Origin of the sequence: Novosphingobium sp. PhB165, assembly GCF_004341845.1 — a bacterium.
Taxonomy (GTDB): Bacteria; Pseudomonadota; Alphaproteobacteria; order Sphingomonadales; family Sphingomonadaceae; genus Novosphingobium.
Genome location: NZ_SLVB01000006.1, coordinates 153,459 through 172,065, shown reverse-complemented (window position 1 = coordinate 172,065; position 18,607 = coordinate 153,459). Strand labels below are relative to the sequence as shown.

The 18,607-nt window shown below is 65.2% G+C and carries 15 protein-coding genes; 11 read left to right on the top strand and 4 right to left on the bottom strand.

Translation table 11 applies throughout. The features are described from left to right. The first annotated feature begins 105 nt into the window (after positions 1-105). From EDF56_RS17845 to EDF56_RS17810, 8 genes are all read left to right on the top strand, one after another. The gene (locus EDF56_RS17845) at positions 106-537 is read left to right on the top strand and encodes a nuclear transport factor 2 family protein (protein ID WP_132389934.1); all 432 of its coding nucleotides are present in this window, start codon (positions 106-108) and stop codon (positions 535-537) included. A 615-nt stretch (positions 538-1,152) separates the two neighbouring features. Next, positions 1,153-2,442: an MFS transporter gene (locus EDF56_RS17840; RefSeq protein ID WP_243652670.1), complete on the top strand. Its 1,290-nt coding sequence runs from the start codon at positions 1,153-1,155 to the stop codon at positions 2,440-2,442. Between the two features lie 99 nt (positions 2,443-2,541). Next, positions 2,542-3,744 (top strand): aromatic ring-hydroxylating dioxygenase subunit alpha, encoded by a 1,203-nt coding sequence (locus EDF56_RS17835; RefSeq protein ID WP_132389932.1) that lies wholly within the window; start codon positions 2,542-2,544, stop codon positions 3,742-3,744. Positions 3,745-3,957: 213 nt separating this feature from the next. Next, entirely contained in the window at positions 3,958-4,443 is a 486-nt protein-coding gene (locus tag EDF56_RS17830; RefSeq protein ID WP_132389930.1) for a VOC family protein, read from the top strand. Positions 4,444-4,710: 267 nt separating this feature from the next. Further along, positions 4,711-5,493 (top strand): 4,5-DOPA dioxygenase extradiol, encoded by a 783-nt coding sequence (ygiD, locus tag EDF56_RS17825; protein ID WP_132389928.1) that lies wholly within the window; start codon positions 4,711-4,713, stop codon positions 5,491-5,493. A gap of 41 nt (positions 5,494-5,534) precedes the next feature. Then, positions 5,535-6,638, top strand: coding sequence for an acetamidase/formamidase family protein (locus EDF56_RS17820; protein ID WP_132389926.1), 1,104 nt, complete (start codon positions 5,535-5,537; stop codon positions 6,636-6,638). A 70-nt stretch (positions 6,639-6,708) separates the two neighbouring features. After that, positions 6,709-7,521 carry a TauD/TfdA family dioxygenase gene (locus tag EDF56_RS17815; RefSeq protein WP_132389924.1) on the top strand — a complete coding sequence of 271 codons (813 nt, stop codon included), beginning with the start codon at positions 6,709-6,711 and terminating at the stop codon, positions 7,519-7,521. A 191-nt stretch (positions 7,522-7,712) separates the two neighbouring features. After that, positions 7,713-9,479 (top strand): bifunctional metallophosphatase/5'-nucleotidase, encoded by a 1,767-nt coding sequence (locus tag EDF56_RS17810; RefSeq protein WP_243652669.1) that lies wholly within the window; start codon positions 7,713-7,715, stop codon positions 9,477-9,479. A gap of 27 nt (positions 9,480-9,506) precedes the next feature. Here the strand turns inward: EDF56_RS17810 and EDF56_RS17805 are convergent, their stop codons facing one another. Genes EDF56_RS17805 through lgt form a run of 3 tightly spaced genes read right to left on the bottom strand, consistent with a single transcriptional unit; the run spans position 9,507 to position 12,012 of the window. Further along, complete coding sequence (locus EDF56_RS17805) at positions 9,507-10,016, bottom strand: hypothetical protein (protein WP_132389922.1); 510 nt, start codon at positions 10,014-10,016, stop codon at positions 9,507-9,509. A 36-nt stretch (positions 10,017-10,052) separates the two neighbouring features. Beyond that, positions 10,053-11,105: an SAM-dependent methyltransferase gene (locus EDF56_RS17800; RefSeq protein ID WP_132389920.1), complete on the bottom strand. Its 1,053-nt coding sequence runs from the start codon at positions 11,103-11,105 to the stop codon at positions 10,053-10,055. Between the two features lie 7 nt (positions 11,106-11,112). Next, positions 11,113-12,012: a prolipoprotein diacylglyceryl transferase gene (gene lgt / locus EDF56_RS17795; RefSeq protein WP_132390564.1), complete on the bottom strand. Its 900-nt coding sequence runs from the start codon at positions 12,010-12,012 to the stop codon at positions 11,113-11,115. Between the two features lie 184 nt (positions 12,013-12,196). On the opposite strand from lgt, the gene EDF56_RS17790 reads away from it, so the two are divergent. The 3 genes from EDF56_RS17790 to EDF56_RS17780 all read left to right on the top strand — a co-directional run bounded on the left by EDF56_RS17790 (position 12,197) and on the right by EDF56_RS17780 (position 16,997). Then, complete coding sequence (locus EDF56_RS17790; protein WP_132389918.1) at positions 12,197-14,947, top strand: [protein-PII] uridylyltransferase; 2,751 nt, start codon at positions 12,197-12,199, stop codon at positions 14,945-14,947. A gap of 86 nt (positions 14,948-15,033) precedes the next feature. Next, entirely contained in the window at positions 15,034-16,188 is a 1,155-nt protein-coding gene (locus EDF56_RS17785) for a patatin-like phospholipase family protein (RefSeq protein ID WP_132389916.1), read from the top strand. A gap of 26 nt (positions 16,189-16,214) precedes the next feature. Next, positions 16,215-16,997 carry a 3-hydroxybutyrate dehydrogenase gene (locus EDF56_RS17780; RefSeq protein ID WP_132389914.1) on the top strand — a complete coding sequence of 261 codons (783 nt, stop codon included), beginning with the start codon at positions 16,215-16,217 and terminating at the stop codon, positions 16,995-16,997. 172 nt (positions 16,998-17,169) lie between these two features. Here the strand turns inward: EDF56_RS17780 and gltX are convergent, their stop codons facing one another. Beyond that, positions 17,170-18,501 (bottom strand): glutamate--tRNA ligase, encoded by a 1,332-nt coding sequence (gltX, locus tag EDF56_RS17775; protein ID WP_132390562.1) that lies wholly within the window; start codon positions 18,499-18,501, stop codon positions 17,170-17,172. Between the last annotated feature and the right edge of the window lie 106 nt (positions 18,502-18,607).

The window sequence follows — 18,607 nt, the reverse complement described above, 5'->3', positions numbered from 1 at the left end:
GCCTGAGCGGGCTTGTCGGAATGACGGCGCGCAAGCTCCGGCAAGTGACATGCCGCAAGCGATCGCCTAGACTTAGCAAGCCGACGAGGATGATCGGAGGAAGCGATGGCATTTGCGGGAATGCTTGAGGACCGCTTGGCGATCCGGGAATTGTACGGCGCTTATAGTGCCGCGGCGATGAGCGAGGACCGCGATCTCTATCTTTCCTTTTGGGCCGAAGATGGTGTGCGTCTGTCCCGTGATGCAGAAGCCTGCGGAAAGGCGGCGATCGCGGAGCAATGGGACGGTATCTGGTCGATTGTCGGCCAGATGGGGTTCTTTACCGAAATCGCCGCGATCACCGTTGAAGGGACCACAGCCTCCGCGCAGGTCTATTGCCGTGAAATCGTGGTGCTGAAAGATGGCCGCGTGTGGAAGCTGATCGGCAGATACGACGACACGCTTGAAAAGCAGGCGGGCGAGTGGCGCTTCAAACGGCGCGTTTACGAGATCGTTCTGAACGAAAGTGCTGCGGAAACAAACACGTCCATCTCGTAAGTGCGGAAACGGGGCGGCGACACGCTCGACACATGAGGGGGAGAGTGTGGCGTCTCAACAAAAAACCTCGTCGTGGCAACCTCTCGCCCTGCACAACGGAAGAAGCGGGATCCCCGCCTTCGCGGGGATGACGAAGAGAAAGCGGCTGAATTACTTCCCCATCCCGCTCATTTTGAGCCTCCCCCCCTCCCCCGCTCACACCGCTCACACCGCTCATCCCCCTCACACCGCTCATCCCCCTCACACCGCTCATCCTGAGCTTGTCGAAGGATGTTGGATCAGCGCTACGCCGCAAGGGGCTTCGACAAGCTCAGCCCGAGCGGACTTGAAGGGCCGGATTCGGGAAGGTGGGAAACTTCCTCCTCCCCCTCCTCCACGTCATCCTGAACTTGTTTCAGGACGACGATTTGCGGATAACTACCGTTTCTCCATCGTCATTTCGGCTTCCGCAATGTCGAAGAGAACGGAAAGGCGGCTTTCGGCGCGCGACCAGCATCCCCATCCCCCAATCAACTATTGAGTCGCGCACCATCAAGAGTGTGCAGGTGCAGCATGTAAGCCTGCAGGGCATGATGGTCCGGCGATTCCGCGGACCGTGAGCCCGCAGGAGTTGTCATGTCGTCCGGACTGTCCGCGCCCAAAAGCATATCGCGCAGCGCCTTGGTCATGTTCGCCGCCTCGCTCGGCTTCTTCTTCGTGACCGCCACCACCTTCACCTCGCTTGGCTACGTGCTCTATACGATGGTGGCCGAACTCGGCTGGTCGAAGGCCGCTGCCGGGCTCAGCTTCTCGCTGCTCGGCATGGCCTGCGGCATGGCCAGCCCACTGCCGCCGATGCTGATGAAGGGGATCGGCACGCGGCTGACGGTCTTCGCGGGTTGTCTGGTGCTGGCCATCGGCTTCCTGATCGCCTCGCAGATCCATCACCTCGAACTGTTCTTCGTGGCGACGACGCTGATGGGCGTGGGCTTCTCGCTCGTCGCCCCCTCGCCCGCCGTCTATCTGCTGGCGACGTGGTTCCCGCGTACCTCTTCGCGGATGATCGGCTTCTACTTCATGACCGGCGCGGCGGGCGGCATTGCCGGGCCGCTGATCGTCGGCACCATCGTCGGCCTTACCGGCAACTGGCGCCTGCACTGGATGGTCATGGCCGCCAGCGCGCTGGTGCTGGGCGTGATCTCGCTCCTCTGCATTCGCGACGCGGTGAAAGTGGAGAGCATCGATCAGGTGAAGGGCGCGGGCCACGAAAGCGACGGTCCCGCTGCCAGCCCGTGGACGGTGAAGCAGGCGCTGATGACGCCCAGCTTCATTATTCTCGCCCTCGCCATGACCGTGGTGCAGACCGTGGTCACCACCACCCACTCGATCCTTGTCGCGCATATCGCCCAGCTCGGCCAGGGCGCGGCGCCGGGCGCCATCGCGATGAGCCTGCTGGCTTTCGCCGGCACCGGCGCCAAAGGCGTGACCGGCACCTTGTGCGAGCGCGTCGATCCGCGCCGCATCTTCATCGCCGGGCTGGCCGTGCAGGCATTGGCCATGGCGCTGCTGTGGACGGCCAGCCACGTGCTGGTGGCAACGGTCGCCGCCGCACTGTTCGGCATGGGCTGGGGCATGGCCTGGCTTTCCGCGCATATCCTGCTGCTGCGCTACTTCGGCGCGGGCATCGCCGGAGAAATGACCGCGATGGCCACCACCGTCACCACGCTTGCCGTGTTCGGCCCGATCGGCGCCGGCCGCATTGCCGACGTGACCGGCGGCTACGGCCCGGCGCTGCTTGTCCTCGCGCTGATGCTGGCAGGCGCGACGGCCATGTCGATGCTGTTCCTGCGGGCCCCCGCTTCGGGGCCGCGCCGCGCCGGGGAACCGGAACTGGCGGAAGCGACCGAACTGGTCCCGGCCGAATAGGGACTCGCCAAAAGTCCCTGCGCCCACCGCCAAGAACCTCCGGCCAAGGCCCGCTAGCGTCCTTCAGGCGCAAGAGGCCATCACACGGAAATGCCAGCAATGACCATTCTCACCGACAAGTTCATCGACAGTCTGGAAAGCTCGACGCTGGACACGCTGGAAGCCGAGACGCTGCCGGCGGAATGCTATGTCGACGAGGAATTCTACCGGTTCGAGAAAGCCGCGCTGTTCGAGCATGAATGGCTCTGCGTCGGCCGCGCCGAATGGCTGGAGAACCCGGGCGACTTCTTCACCGTCACCCGCGCGGACGAGCCGATGGTGATCTGCAAGACGCGCGACGGTTCGATCAAGGCGCTGTCCTCGGTCTGCCAGCACCGCGCGATGCTGGTCGCCGAAGGCCACGGCAATGCCCGCGCCTTCGTGTGCCCCTATCACCACTGGACCTACGACCTCGACGGCACCCTCGTCGGCGCGCCGGCGATGAACCGCACCTGCAATTTCGACAGGAAGGCCGCCAGCCTGCCGGTCATCCGGCACGAGATCTGGCACGGCTTCATCTTCGTCAACTTCGATGCCGATGCCGCCCCGCTGACCCCGCGCCTTGCCGGGCTGGAAGAGGTCGTCGCCAACTACGATTTCGCCAACCTGCGCGGCCCCCGTCCCGAGGAACCGACCGTGTTCCCATGGAACTGGAAGGTCATGCTGGAGAATAACAACGACGGCTACCACGCCAGCCGCCTACACGCCGGGCCGCTGCACGACTTCATCCCCAGCGGCCTTGCCAGCTTCCCCGAAGTGCCTGCCGATTCCGCCGGCTACTACCGGCTGAACGGCACGCTCCACAAGAACGCCGCCTTCAACGCCACGCAGAAGGCGGTCTTCCCGGTCTTCCCGAAGCTGACCGAGGAAGAGCAGAACCGCCTGCTGTTCGTGAACCTGCCGCCCAGCCTCTCGCTGGTGGTGCTGAACGACACCGTGCTCTACCTGATCATGGACCCGCGCGGACCAGAGAGCCACGCGCTGACCATCGGCACGCTGATGGTGCCCGAAGCAATGGACGATCCGCTCTACGAGCTGAAGATGAAGATGAACGACACCGCGGTCGAGGAGATCGTAGGTCAGGATTTCCACGTCGACGAACTGGTGCAGCAGGGCCTGCGCTCCAAGTTCGCGCCGCGTGGTCGCTATTCCTGGCAAGAGGGCGCCCAGCGGTTGCTCAATGTCTGGCTGGTGGACCGCTACCGCGCCGAGTGGGATCGCCGTCGCGGTCCTTCTGCTCCGGTCACGCGGATACGCGCCTGATTTCACAAGTTCCGTCACTCATTCCCGACGGCTGCGGCGTCCGACCCAAGTCGGGCGCCGCCTTTTTTTATGTGCGTGCGGTTAGGTGCCGTTCGGGTGCGTTTAGGTGCACTTGTGGAGGGACGCTGGAAATCAAGGATTCGTGCGCCTCGTGCCGCGCATGCAAACTCCCGCCAGCTACGCCTTGGTCAACCACCAAGGGAGCCTTTCGCAATGACCAACACGCTCATCTTCGTCGATTTCGCGACCGACGATCCCGCCAAAGCCGGCGAATTCTACGCCGAAGTCTTCGGCTGGGAGAACGATGCGCGCCCGCACGGGATCTACCACCGCATGGTTCCCGGCGGCTTCTTCCAGAACAAGGACGGCACCGACAGCCAGATCGGCAACCTCCACTTCGGCGTGTTCGACGCGAACAACGCCCGACCCCATCCGAACCCCGAAGGCGTAGAACCGCGCACGCTGGCGACCGAGGGCCGCAAGGCCCGCATCTGGGTACTTGTCTCGGACGACGACAGCCACGAACGCATCCTCTCCACCGCCGAGAAACTGGGCGGCAAGGTGCTCTGGCGCGACCACTACTGGAAGGAGTTCAACGGCTACAACCACGCCTTCGCCGATCCGTGGGGCAATGAGATCCTCCTGTGGGGCAAAGCCGGTGAGAATCCCGAGATTCCAGCGAGCTACACCAAGGAATAAATCGGCTTTCCGGGGCTGCCGAACCCACGACGCCCCGGAAACCGCAAACGTATCATCACCAAACCTCGTCGTCCCCGCGCAGGCGGGGACCCCGCTTTTCTTGAGATGTAGCAAAAGGGAGCGGGGCCCCCGCCTTCGCGGGGGCGACGGAGTGTTTTGAGGCAGGCGAAGCGCGCCCCACCAACAAGTTCTTGTGCGCTTTCCCGCAAGACCATCCGCCCCCGCTCTCCCTAGCCTTGGGTCTCAGAGCAACGGAGCAATACGCGAATGAGCCGTCTTCCGATCGTCTTCTACGGTCACGGCAGCCCGATGGTGGCGCTGGAAAAGAGCGACGTGACCAGGAGCTGGAACGCGATCGCCGGCCGCATCGGCAAGCCGCGCGCGATCCTGTGCATCTCTGCCCACTGGCAGACGCACGGCACCGCCGTCACCGCCATGGCCCAGCCGCGCACGATCCATGACTTCGGCGCATTCCCGCAGGCCCTGTTCGACGTGCAGTACCCCGCCCCCGGCGACCCCGAACTGGCCGAGCGCGTGCGCGAACTGCTGGAACCGATGCCGGTGAAGCTGGACGCCAACTGGGGGCTGGACCACGGCACCTGGTCGGTGCTCGTCCACGCCTATCCGGAGGCCGACGTGCCGGTCATCCAGCTTGGCATGGATCTGGGCAAGAGCCCTGCCGAACACTGGCTGGTCGGCCGGATGCTGCGCCCGCTGCGCGACGAAGGCGTGCTGATCATGGGCACCGGCAACATCGTGCACAACCTGCCGGCGATGGACTGGGCCAACCCGCTCGCCACGCCCTATCCCTGGGCCGAGCACTTCAATTCCACCATGTGCAAGGCCATCGCCGAGGACGATCCCAAAGTGGTGATCGATTACGCGGCGCTGGGCGATGCCGCGCGGCTTTCGGTTCCGAGCGAAGACCATTTCCTGCCGCTGCTCTACGTGCTGGGCGCGCGCCATGAGGGCGAGCCAGCCGAGTTCGCGCCCCACTTCATCCAGCACAAGTCGCTCAGCATGACGAGCGTGCTCATCGGCGCCGAATAAGCGCGCCTTTTCCCCGATTTCCCTGCGTAACAGGAGTTTCGATGGCACTGATCAGCCTTAAGCCCGCGCTAGAAAAGGACACCGTCCAACCCGGCGCGCTGCACCACTTGAGGGCCACGCCCGAGACGGTGCACTGGGGCTATTTCTCGCCCGAGATCAAGCCGGCGCTCACCGTGAAGAGCGGCGACCTGATCATGGCGCAGGCGGTCACCCACCACGCGGGCGACGATCCGGACCTGATGTTCGACGACGAGATCCGCCGCATCTTTACCGAGATCGATCCGGCCACCCGCGCGCCGGGTTGTCATATCATGACCGGGCCGATCTACGTCGAGGGCGCCGAGCCGGGCGACATGCTGGAAGTGCGCTATTTCCAGATGAAGCCGCGCTTCAACTACGGGTCCAACCTCGCGGCCAACTGGGGCCATCTCTACGAGGAATTCGGCCAGACCGAGCGTGTGACGATCTACAAGCTCGATCCCACCGCCAACACCGCCGCCGCGCTCTATGCCTATGACGTGGAGGAAAAATACGTCGTGCCCGGCCGCATCACGCACTGCCCGGAATGCGACCGATCCACCGCGCTGCCCGGCATCACCATCCCGGCGCGTCCGCACTTAGGCACTGCTGGCGTGGCGCCCGCCGTCAACGATCCGGTGAGCACGATCCCGCCCGGCCTCCACGGCGGCAATATCGACAACTGGCGCATCGGTGCCGGCGCGACGATGTATTACCCGGTGCAGGTCAAGGGCGGCCTGTTCTCGATCGGCGATCCCCACGTTTCGCAGGGCGACGGTGAGATCAGCGGCACCGCGATCGAAGCCTCGCTCGACGTGCTGTTCCAGATCGTGCTGCGCAAGGATTTCTCGTTCCCCTCGCCGCTGCTGGAAACGCCGGACTGCTGGATCGTCCACGGTTTTGGCGAGAATCTGGACAAGGCGATGAAGTCGGCATCGATGGACATGCTGCACCTCCTGACCGAGCATCAGGGCCTGTCGCGCAACGACGGCTATTCGCTGATGAGCGTCGCCGCCGACTTCGGCGTGACGCAAGTGGTGGACGGCACGCAGGGCATCCACTGCCGCATCGAACGCCGCATCTTCCCGCACAAGGGCAGCGTGGCCGATCCCGTCGCGAAAGACTGAACAGGACGTTCGTGTCGGGCGGGCCCGTCCGGCACGAACCATATGAAGCGTTACACTGGAGCCGCCGTAAATGGGCTATGAACTGATCGACGTGCGCCCGATGACCAAGCGCATCGGCGCGGAAATCTTCGGGGTGGACCTGACCAAGCCGCTGGGCAATCAGGCCTTTGCCGAGATTCACGACGCGCTGATGAAGCATCAGGTGGTGTTCTTCCGCGACCAGCCCATGGACCATGACGCGCACAAGGCGCTGGGCCGCGCCTTCGGGCAACTCGCCATCCATTCAGGCGTCGCGGGCCTCCCCGATCATCCCGAGATCGTGGCCATCCATGCCGATGAAAAGTCGAAGTTCGTCGCGGGCGAGAACTGGCATTCGGACCTTTCCGCCGATGCCGAGCCGCCGATGGGATCGATCCTGACGCTGCACACCCTGCCCGAAGACGGCGGCGATACGCTGTTCGCCAGCATGTACGCGGCGTACGACGCGCTTTCGCCGGCGATGAAGGCCTTCCTCGATCCGCTGACCGCCGTTCACGACGCCAATCCCGTCTACAAGGCGATCTTCCCGGATTCGACCAAGACCTATCCCTGCAACGCGCACCCGGTGATCCGCACCCATCCGGTGACCGGGCGCAAGCTGCTGTTCGTGAACTCGTCCTACACGACGAAAATCAACGGGCTGTCGGGACCCGAAAGCAAGGCCGTGCTCGATTTCCTGTTCGACCATGTGAAGGACGCGAACTTCCACGTCCGCTTCCGCTGGGAAAAGCACTCGGTGGCGTTCTGGGACAACCGCTGCACCCAGCACTTCGCGGTGTGGGACTACTTCCCCGAAGTGCGATCCGGCTTCCGCGTCACCGTCGCGGGTGACAAGCCCTATTGATGCGCCCGTTATCCAATTGCCGCCACGGTGCTTGCCCTCACGAGCCCGGCGGCGGCAACCGCGCCTGTGTCGCCTCCCAGAAAGGCGGCACAGGCGCTCCCGCCCGAAGCGGGCATGATGGTTCGCCAATCTTCTTCGCAAATGCAAAAACGTCCTTGGCGCGTCATCTGGCGATCCGATAGAGCCGAGCCATGACCATGCCCCGCATCCCGCGCGTCACGCCGCTTGTCGCCGCCCTTCTCGTTTCCGCCTGCGCCACGCCGCAGGCCCACCATCAGGCTGTCGCGCCCACGACCAAGGGCCCGATCGAAATCGGCGTGATCGCCATCAACGACTTCCACGGCGCCCTCGAACCGCCGAAGCAGACGGTCGAGGCGCCCGATGCCAAGGGCAATCAGGTCTCGGTTCCCGCAGGCGGCGCGGCATGGCTCGCCTCGGCAGTGGACGCGCTCAAGGCCGAGCATCCGGAGAACGTGGTGGTCGCGGCGGGCGACCTTACCAGCGCCTCGCAGCTTGCCTCCTCGCTCTATCTGGACGAGCCTTCGGTCGGCGTGATGAACCGCATCGGGCTGGAATTCAACGCGGTGGGCAACCACGAGTTCGACCGGGGGTGGCAGGAACTGCTGCGCCTGCAAAACGGCGGCTGCGCGAAGAACACCCGCCTCCAACCCTGCCAGCTCGAACAGTTCGAGGGCGCGCATTACAAGTACCTCGCCGCCAGCACGATAATGCCGGACGGCACGACGCTGTTCCCCGGCACCGGCCTCAAGACCTTCGGCAGCGGCGACCGCAAGATCACCATCGGCTTCATCGGCCTTTCGCTGCATTCGATTCCCACGCTGGTCGCGCCGGACCGCGTGGCCGGCCTCCGGTTCGAGGACGAGGCCGATACCATCAACCGCGCCGTGCCCGCGCTGAAGGCGGCCGGTGCCGATGCCGTGGTCGTGCTGATCCATCAGGGCCTGCGCACCACGGGCGCGCCCGATCCCAACGGCTGCAACGGGGCGGCCGGCGATATCCAGCCGATCCTCGACCGGCTCAAGCCCGGTGTGGACGTGGTCGTCTCCGGCCACACCCACTGGGCCTATATCTGCAACTATACCGCCAACGCGGCCGCCGGCCCGATCCTGCTGACCAGCGCGGGCGTCTACGGAAAGCTCGTTACCGACATCACGCTCGATTTCGATCCCGCCACGCACAAGCTGATGAACCGGCAGGCGCACAACGTGATCGTCCAGTCCGAAGCCTATACCTCGGGCAAGGGACCGGTGCCGACCACCGTGGCATTCCCCCAGTTCCAGCCGCGCGCGGACATCTCTGCCTATGTGAAGCGCTACAAGGACGCCTCCCTGCAACTGGTCGAGCGGCCGATGGGCCATGTCTCCGGCCCGATGGAGAAGGAGAGCGAAGGCGGTGTCGGCATCGGCGGTGCGCTGGGCGCAATGATCGCCGATTCCCAGCTTGCCGCCACGCGCAAATCGGGCGCGCAGATCGCTTTCGTCAATCCCTTCGGCATCCGCACCTCGCTGATTCCGGCCGCCGACGGCACGGTGACCTTCGGCCAGCTTTACGCCGTCACGCCGTTCAACAACCAGGTGGTGACGATGACCCTGACCGGCGCGCAGATCCGCGCCACTCTCGAACAGGGGCTGGACGATACCGGCGACAAGCAGATCCTCTCGCCCAGCCAGGGCATGCGGATCATGTTCGACATGCGCCGCCCCTCCGGCGCGCGCGTCACCGCGATCACGCTTGACGGCAAGCCGCTCGATCCGGCGACGCGCTACCGCGTTTCGGTGGTGAACTTCCTTGCCGAGGGCGGCGACGGCTTTGCCGGCTTCAAGGACGGCACCGACCGCGTCAACGGCCCGATCGATATCGAAGCGTTCGAGGATTGGATCTCGGCCGTGCCGGTGCGTCAGGTCCCCGCAGAGGACCGGACGCCGCAGGCGAAATAAACGATGTCCTGATGGTCCGGGCGGCGGTCAGGCCCCGAACAGCCAGTGCCCGAGCAGTCGCCCGAAGGGGAACGTGAAGAACCCTGCCACCAGCAGCGCACCGATAATCAGCCCGCGCACGGTACGGCGGTGGCGGCCGACGCGGTGGCTGCGCGCGGCCAGCACCAGCACCGGCACCATGACGAGTACGAAGACCGAGAGCACGTGGATCACGCTGAAGTGGCCGTTGTTACCGCGAATGAACAGGCTGTCGATCGCGGTCGCCATCATCGCGGCGCTCCAGACATAGCCCAGCACCCGGTGCCGCGCGTCGCCCCGCCGCCGCCAGAGCAGCACCGGCGTCAGTGCCAGCGCGGTCAGCATCGTGGCAAGGTGGAACCACACGATGGCGGCAATCCGCGCCCATTCCTCCCTGCCGCGGAAAACGGCGGTGACGATCACCGCCAGCATGACCAGCGAAAGAAAGCCCAGCGTCCGTTCAAGCCGGTCCGGCCCCTTCAGATCCTGCGCGGTTACGCCCTTAACCTTGTCGTGCACGATGCCCCCCGTACCCATTCATAAAGTAGCCGTTCGTCAGAACCCGGCGCCTTCAGGCCAGCCGGGGCCGGCAAGGCCCATCACCTTGAACAGACTGCCCATCTGTTCGTCGGAGACCAGCCGGTCCAACGCCGCCTTGATAGCATCGCCTTGCTGCGGTGCGGAAGAGGCAAGGCGCTCGGCCCGCATCTCGATGCCGAGCGTGCGCAGAAAGGCGCCCTGGGTGATCGTGCCCAGCCATGTGGCGCCGCTCGCCTGCGCCACTTCGGCGGCGGTGGCGAAATCGACGAGACAAGTGAGGTCCGCCTCGCCCGGCGCGGCGAAAGGATCGACCTTGCGATGCTCACGCAAGGCCTGAAGCGTCGATCCGGTCTGCTTTTGGGCGAAACCATAATCGATCAGCAGCGCGGTACCGCCTTGCGCCGCAAGACGGTGGCCGATCTCCTGCACGACCGCAGCGGCACCCGGGCAGACTTCGAGGATCGTGCTTTCGGCCGCATCCTGCCATTCGTCCGGCACGGCGGCGTCCATCGGCCTGTCCCCGGCAACCGGACGGAAGCGATCCTCGGCCCAATCGACCATGCGTTCGCGCCAGCCGCTTTCGGTCTTCACCAGTTGGCGCACCGGCAGTGCATCGAGGAACTCGTTGCCCACCAGCAGCAGCGGCGCGTCGGTGGGCAGCGTGGCGAGATCGTCGTGGAACTGCACCTGCGGCACCGCCTCGCGCTGCAAGGCGCGCAGAGCCGTGGAACCTTCGACGAAATGAACTTCGGGCGAGAGACCGAACCGGGCCATAGTCCGCAGCGCGTCGCGCGCCAGGGTGCCGCGTCCGGGGCCGAGTTCAACGTAGTGGACTTTCGGGCTGCCCGCGCGGCTCCACACGTCGGCCAGCCATAGGCCGATCATCTCGCCGAACATCTGGCTGATTTCGGGCGCGGTGATGAAGTCCCCGGCGCTGCCGAGCGGGTCCTTGCCCGCATAGTAGCGCGCGTTGGACTCGCCCATGTAGTGCAGCAGGGAAATCGGGCCGTAACTTTGAATCAGCCGCTTGAAAATCTCGGTCAGCGGCTCGGAACGGCCTTCGGTCATGGTTGGATCACGCCGGAACGGGACGGCCGCTGGCCAGTGCCGGACGCGCCAGCGAGCGGGCGATCAGGATCAGGCCCAGCACGATCAGCGGAATCGTAAGCCACTGGCCCATCGACAGGCCGGTGCGCATCGCGAAATCCTGAAGCTGGGCGTCGGGCTCGCGGAAGAACTCGACCGTGAAACGCGCACAGGCGATGCCGGTGGTGAACACGCCGACGAGCATGCCCGGACGGAAGCGAGCGCGGGTCTTCCAGAACAGGGTGAGCATGATGACGATCATCAGCAGCCCCTCAAGACCGGCTTCGTAAAGCTGGCTGGGATGGCGCGGCAGCGGGCCGGCATCGGGGAAGACCATCGCCCAGGGCAGGTTCGGGTTCGTCACCACGCGGCCCCACAGCTCTCCGTTCACGAAGTTGGCAAGGCGGCCGAACATCATGCCGAACGGCACGCAGACCGCGATATAGTCCGCCACCCGCAGGAAATCGAGCTTGCCCCGCCACGAGACCCAGCCCATCGCCAGCAGCACGCCGATCAGGCCGCCGTGGAAGCTCATGCCGCCGTGCCAGAGCGACAGCAGCGCCTTGGGATCGGACCAGAGGCTGGGAATGCCGGTATCGCCGCCCGTGTAGAACGTGGCGTAACCAAGCCGCCCGCCCAGAATGATGCCCAGCGTGCAATAGAAGAACAGATCGTCGGCATGGCGCTGCGCCAGCGGCGCGCCGGGTGCCTTGATCATGCGCGAGAGGTGCCAGTAACCCAGCATGATACCCGCGAGATAGGCCAGCGAGTACCAGCGCAGCTCGAAACTGCCGATCCGGAACAGATAGTTCTTGAGCCCGAGATTGGCCCAGTAGATCGGCTCATGCGCCTGTACGACGGCGCTTGCGGCAAGTGCGGTGAGGGACAAGTGGTTCGACCTCGTATCCATGGGATCCGTGCCGGAGCGGCGCGGCAAATGTGTTTTGCGGCCTTCTGGCATAGCCTTGGGAGCGATGGTAGGCTCGTTTTAGGAACTTGCAGGCAAAATCAACGCAGGCACAGTCTCCGCGCGCCTTTCCCTACCCTCTGCGAAGGATTAGATACCGCCTGACATGAGCGTGATCCGCATCCCTTCGCCCCGTTCCGTGATCGACCGCCGCGCGCTGGTCGAGGCCATCGAAGCCGTTGTCGCCCGCGAAAGCGCCGCCAAGGGCCGCAAGCAGATCGTCGACCTGCTGCGCGCCGCGCTGGAGGACGGCCGGGCGGAAATCGCCCGCCGACTGGTCGCCAAGCCTTCGGCCGGGCACGAAGTGGCAGAAGCGCAGGCCTATCTGGTCGATCAGCTTGTGCGGGTGATTCACGATCACGTCTCCACCCATGTCTATCCGGCGATGAACCGTTCCACCGGAGAGCGGCTGACGATCATTGCCGTCGGCGGCTACGGACGCGGCGAAATGGCGCCGCATTCGGACGTGGACATCGCGTTCGTCACCCCGATCAAGCAGACCGCCTGGTGTGAACAGGTGATCGAGGCGATGCTCTATTTCCTCTGGGATCTGAGTTTGAAGATCGGCCATTCCAGCCGTTCCGTGGATGACATGGTGCGCATGAGCCGGTCGGACCTCACCATCCGCACCGCCATGCTGGAAGGCCGCTACGTCTGGGGCGATCAGCACCTTTACGAGGACGTGCGCGCGCGCTTCTGGAAGGATGTCGTCGCCGGGACCGAGCGGCAGTTCGTGGTCGAGAAGCTGGCCGAGCGCGAGGAACGCCACAAGCGAATGGGCGACAGCCGCTATGTGGTCGAGCCGAACGTAAAAGAGGGCAAGGGCGGGTTGCGCGACCTGCACACGCTCTACTGGATCGGCAAGTACATCCACAAGGTGCGCGATCCCAGCGAACTGGTGGACGTGGGCCTGCTCACCCAGAAGGAATACCGCGCGTTCCGCCGGGCGGAGAACTTCTTCTGGGCGGTGCGCTGCCACCTCCACACGATCACCCGCCGCGCCGAGGACCGGCTGACTTTCGACCTGCAACGCGAAGTGGCGATGCGGATGAACTATGCCGACCGCCCCGGCAAAAGCGCGGTCGAGCGGTTCATGCAAATGTTCTTCCTGCAGGCGAAGATGGTCGGCACCCTGACCGGCGTGTTCCTCGCCCAGCTGGACGACCAGATCGCCAAGAAGCAGCCGCGCGGGCTGCTGGCGGGCTTCCGCGCCCGTTCGCGCATGGTCAAGGGCTACAAGGTGTTCGGCGGCCGCATCATGGCCCCGTCCGACAACTGGTTCGAGGCCGATCCGGTCCGCCTGATCGAAATCTTCGTGCTGGCGGACCGCGAGGGGCTGGAAATCCACCCCGAAACCATGCGCCTGGTCTCCCGCGATTCCGCGCTGATCCGCGAGGACGTGCGCCGCGATCCGCGCGCCAACGAGTTGTTCATGGAACTGCTCACCAGCCGCAACAACCCGGAAACGGCGCTGCGCTCGTTCAACGAAGCGGGCGTGTTCGGCCGTTTTGTCACCGAATTCGGACGCGTCAACGCGCAGATGCAGTTCGACATGTACCACCACTACACGGTGGACGAGCACACGATCCGCGCCATCGGCCTGCTCGCGCGCATCGAGAAGGGTGAGCTGAAGCAGGACCATCCGCTCAGCCACGAGATCATCCACAAGGTCCGCTCGCGCCGCGCGCTCTATACTGCCGTGCTACTGCACGACATCGCCAAGGGGCGCGGCGGCGACCATTCGGAACTGGGCGCGGAGATCGCGCTGCGGCTCTGCCCGCGCTTCGGGCTGGACGAGGAGGAGACCGAGCTGGTCTCCTGGCTGGTGCTCCAGCACCTGCTGCTCTCAGCCACCGCATTCAAGCGCGACTTGTCGGACGCCAAGACGATCACCGACTTTGTCGCCGTGGTGCAGTCGGTCGATCGCCTGCGCCAGCTGACGATCCTCACCATCGTCGATATCCGCGCGGTGGGGCCGGGCACGTGGAACTCGTGGAAGCGCCAGCTCATCAGCGAGCTTTATGGCGCCGCCGAGGAACGCCTGCGGCTGGGCCACGTGGAATACGGGCGCGAGAAGCGCGTCGCCGCCAAGAAAAAAGCGGTCATCGCGCACGATCCCGGCAACGAAGCGCTGGTCGAGGAACTGGGCGGCCAGTTCGCCGATGCCTACTGGATCGCCGAGCCGGACGACGTCATCGGCAAGAATCTGGCGCAGTTCCACGCCTCGCGCGATGAACCGCTGTCGATCCTCAGCGAATATTACCCGGCACGCGGGGCCACGCTGGTCACGGTGATCGCCTCGGACCATCCGGGCCTGTTCTACCGCATCGCCGGCGGCATCCATCTTGCGGGCGGCAACATCATCGACGCGCGCATCCACACCACCCGCACCGGCCGCGCGGTCGACAACTTCCTGATTCAGGATCCGCTGGGCCGCCCGTTCCGCGAGGAATCGCAGCTTGCCCGGCTCAGCGCCTCAATCGAGAACGCGCTGGCCAACCGCATCAAGATCCTGCCCCAGCTCGTCGCCCGGCCCGATGCCCGGCCCCGCGCCGACGCGTTCGAAGTGCGCCCGCGCGTGCTGGTGGACAACAAGGCCTCGAACCGGCTCACCGTGGTCGAAGTCAATGCCCGCGATCGTCCGGCGCTGCTCAACCGGCTGGCCCACGCGCTGTTCGAATCGAAGCTGATGGTCCATTCCGCCCATATCGACACCTATGGCGAGCGCGCGGCCGACACGTTCTACGTGACCGACCTGCTGGGCGAGAAGCTGACGTCCGCCACCCGCATCAAAGCGCTGGAACGCCGCCTTCTGGAAGCGGCGAGCGAAGGGAGCCTGACCGAAGCGGTCGCCTGAACGCGCGGAAGAATTTTCAGCTTGAAAGGAACCGCACAGGCGCCCACTTGTTGCACCGCAACATCCCCATGCGCAGGACCCTGCCCATGAACGCCCGCAAAGCTGCAAGTTCTTCTGACGATCTCGGCCGCCATCAGTCGGTGCTCGTGCTACAGGGCGGAGGGGCGCTGGGCGCCTATCAGGCCGGGGTTTACGAGGCGCTGGCGGATGCGGGCCACGCGCCCGACTGGATCGCCGGGATCTCGATCGGTGCGATCAATGCCGCGATCATCGCGGGCAACCCGCCCGAAGACCGGATCCGGCAGCTCCGTGCCTTCTGGAACGGCGTAAGCCACGAGCTTCTCTACAAGCTCGATGTCGGCAACGGCTTCGCGCGGCGCGCTTTCAACGAGACGTCCGCAGGCTGGGCCGCCGCCTTCGGCATCCCCGGTTTCTTCGCCCCGCGCCTGCCCACGCCCCTGCCCGAGTGGCCCAGCGATATCGGGCGGCTCAGCTACTATGACACCACGCCCTTGCGGCAAACCCTGCTCGATCTGGTCGATTTCGAGCGCATCAATCACGGCGAAACGCGCTTCGCGGTGGGTGCGGTCAATGTGCTGACGGGCAATTTCGCTTATTTCGACAATGCCAGCGACCGCACGATCGGCCCCGAACACGTGATGGCCAGCGGCGCCCTGCCCCCCGGTTTTCCGCCGGTGGAGATCGACGGCGAGTGGTATTGGGACGGCGGCCTCGTCTCCAACACCCCGCTGCAATACGTGCTCGACAACCGGTCCCCCTGCGAGATGACGGTGTTTCAGGTGGACCTTTTCCCCTCGCGCGGGGGCGTGCCCAAGACCATGGCCGACATCGCCCAGCGCGAGAAGGACATCCGCTACTCCAGCCGCACGCGCATGAACACGGACTTGTCCAAGCAGCTCCAGAAGATGCGCGCCGCCGCGCAGCGCCTGGCCCACAAGCTGCCCGAGGAACTGCGCGACGATCCGGACCTGCACCACCTGCTCGGCTGCCGCCCGGCGGGAGCGGTGGCCATCATGCACCTCATCAACCGCCCGCGCGGCTATGAGACGATGTCCAAGGACTACGAATTTTCACGCATGACGGTGACCGAGCACTGGGAGGCCGGCAAGGCCGATGCACTCTGGTCGCTGGAAAAGGCAGACTGGACCGGGCGCAACCTGAAGCCCGACGAGATCATGACGTTCGACCTCGCGGCCGACCGCCCCCTTAACGGACACTAATAGCCCATTCCCAGGAGAGACGTTCCATGAAGCTGAAGGACAAGTCCTGCATCGTCACCGGCGCCGCCAGCGGCATCGGCAATGCCATCGCCCACAAATATGCCTCGGAAGGCGGCAAGGTCGCGATTGCCGATCTCAACCTCGAGGCATCGCAGAAAGCCGCTGACGAGATCAAGGCCAAGTACGGCACCGATGCCCTGGCCGTCGCCATGGACGTGACCAGCGAGGATCAAGTCAATGCCGGCGTCGCCAAGGTGGTCGAGGCCTGGGGCACGGTGGACGTGCTGGTTTCCAACGCGGGTATCCAGATCGTCAACCCGGTCGACCAGTTCGCCTTTTCCGACTGGAAGAAGATGCTGGCGATCCATCTCGACGGCGCCTTCCTCACCTCCAAGGCGGTGCTGCCGCACATGTATGCGCAGAATTCGGGCTCGATCATCTTCATGGGCTCGGTCCATTCGAAGGAGGCCAGCCCGCTCAAGAGCGCCTATGTCACTGCCAAGCACGGCCTCCTCGGCCTTGCCCGCGTGATCGCCAAGGAAGGCGGCAAGAAGGGCGTGCGCTCGAACGTGATCTGCCCCGGCTTCGTCCGCACCCCGCTGGTGGACAAGCAGATCCCCGAACAGGCCAAGGAACTGGGCATTTCCGAAGCAGACGTGGTGAGCAAGGTCATGCTGGGCCAGACCGTGGACGGCGAATTCACCACCGTGGAAGATATTGCAGAAGTCGCGCTGTTCTTCGCGGGCTTCCAGACCAATGCGCTGACCGGGCAGTCGCTGGTGGCGAGCCACGGCTGGTTCATGGAGTAACGCTCCAGCCGTCGGTTTTTCGAAACCAAACCTGTTCCGTCGCCCCCGCGCAGGCGGGGGCCCCGCTTTTCTTTTGCGAGGTTGGCAAAGAAGCGGGATCCCCGCCTTCGCGGGGATGACGGGGTTTATTTGGCGAGTTTAGGTCGGGTCAGACTGGCCGCGCTGGATTTGGTCAGGCTGCCGCGCGCAACCGCTCCAGCGCCGCATCCTTGCCGATCAACGGCAGCAGGGCGCCCATATCCGGCCCATGCTCCATCGCCGTCAGCGCCAGACGCAGCGGCAGGAACAGCGCCTTGCCCTTGCGCCCGGTGGCATCCTTCAGCGCGCCGGTCAGTGCCTTCCACACAGCCTGATCCCATTCGAGCCCGGCCAGCACATCGGCGGCCTGCACAAGATAGGCACGGTCCTGGTCGCCCAGTTCCGGCACCGCGACCGGCCCGGTGACGACGCTCCACCAGTCCGCCGCCTCGTGAACATGGGTGAGATTCGGGCGCACCGCGTCCCAGCCCGCCGCATCCATGCCCTCTGGCAGGCGCGCGGCAACCGCCTCGAACGACAGGGCATGAACCACCGCAGCATTGACGCGCTCCAGTTCCGCCTCGTCGAAACGGGCCGGCGCGCGGCCGAAGTGCGAGAGATCGAACGCCGCCGCCAGCGCCTCGGCATCGAGCGAGGGATCGACCGGATCGCTCGTCCCCAGCCGTCCCAGCAGCGCCACGACTGCCTGCGGCTCGATGCCGATCTCGCGGAAATGCGCAACGCCCAGCGAGCCCAGTCGCTTGGACAGCTTGCCCTCGGTCCCCACCAGCAGCGCTTCATGCGCGAATGCCGGAACCGGCGCGCCGAGCGCGGTGAACATCTGCACTTGCGCGGCGGTGTTGGACACATGGTCCTCACCGCGCAGGATCTGCGTCACGCCCATGTCCACATCGTCGATGGCCGAAGGCAACATGTAGAGCCACGAGCCATCGGCGCGGCGGATCACCGGATCGCTGATCTGCGCGGGATCGAACTTCTGGGGTCCGCGAATGCCGTCTTCCCAGGTGATCGGCTCGTCATGGTCCAGCAGGAAGCGCCAGTGCGGCAGGTCTCCGGCGGCGATCTTCGCGGCCTTCTCGTCCTCGGTCAGGTTGAGCGCGCCGCGATCGTAGATCGGCGGCAGCCCGCGCCCGAGCAGCACCTTGCGCTTGAGGTCCAGTTCCTGCGGCGTCTCCCAGCAGGGATAGACGCGCCCGGCGGCCTTCAGGCGCTCGAACTCGCGCTCATAGAGGGCGAAGCGGGCCGACTGGCGTTCCTCGCCCGCCCATTCGATGCCGAGCCAGGACAGGTCGGCACGGATGCCGTCGACATATTCCTCTTGCGAGCGCGCCGCGTCGGTATCGTCGATGCGCAGCAGGAAGCGTCCGCCTGCCTGTTTCGCAAGCAGCCAGTTGTGCAGCGCCGTGCGGATATTGCCGACGTGGAGGTGCCCGGTGGGCGACGGAGCGAAACGCGTGACGGTCATGCCCGCGCGATTACGGCGCGCGCGGCGAGAGGTCAATTTCCCGGCGATGGAGAGGACAGCGGATACCGAGGCGGGCTGTCAAAGATGTATAACATATCCCCTTGCC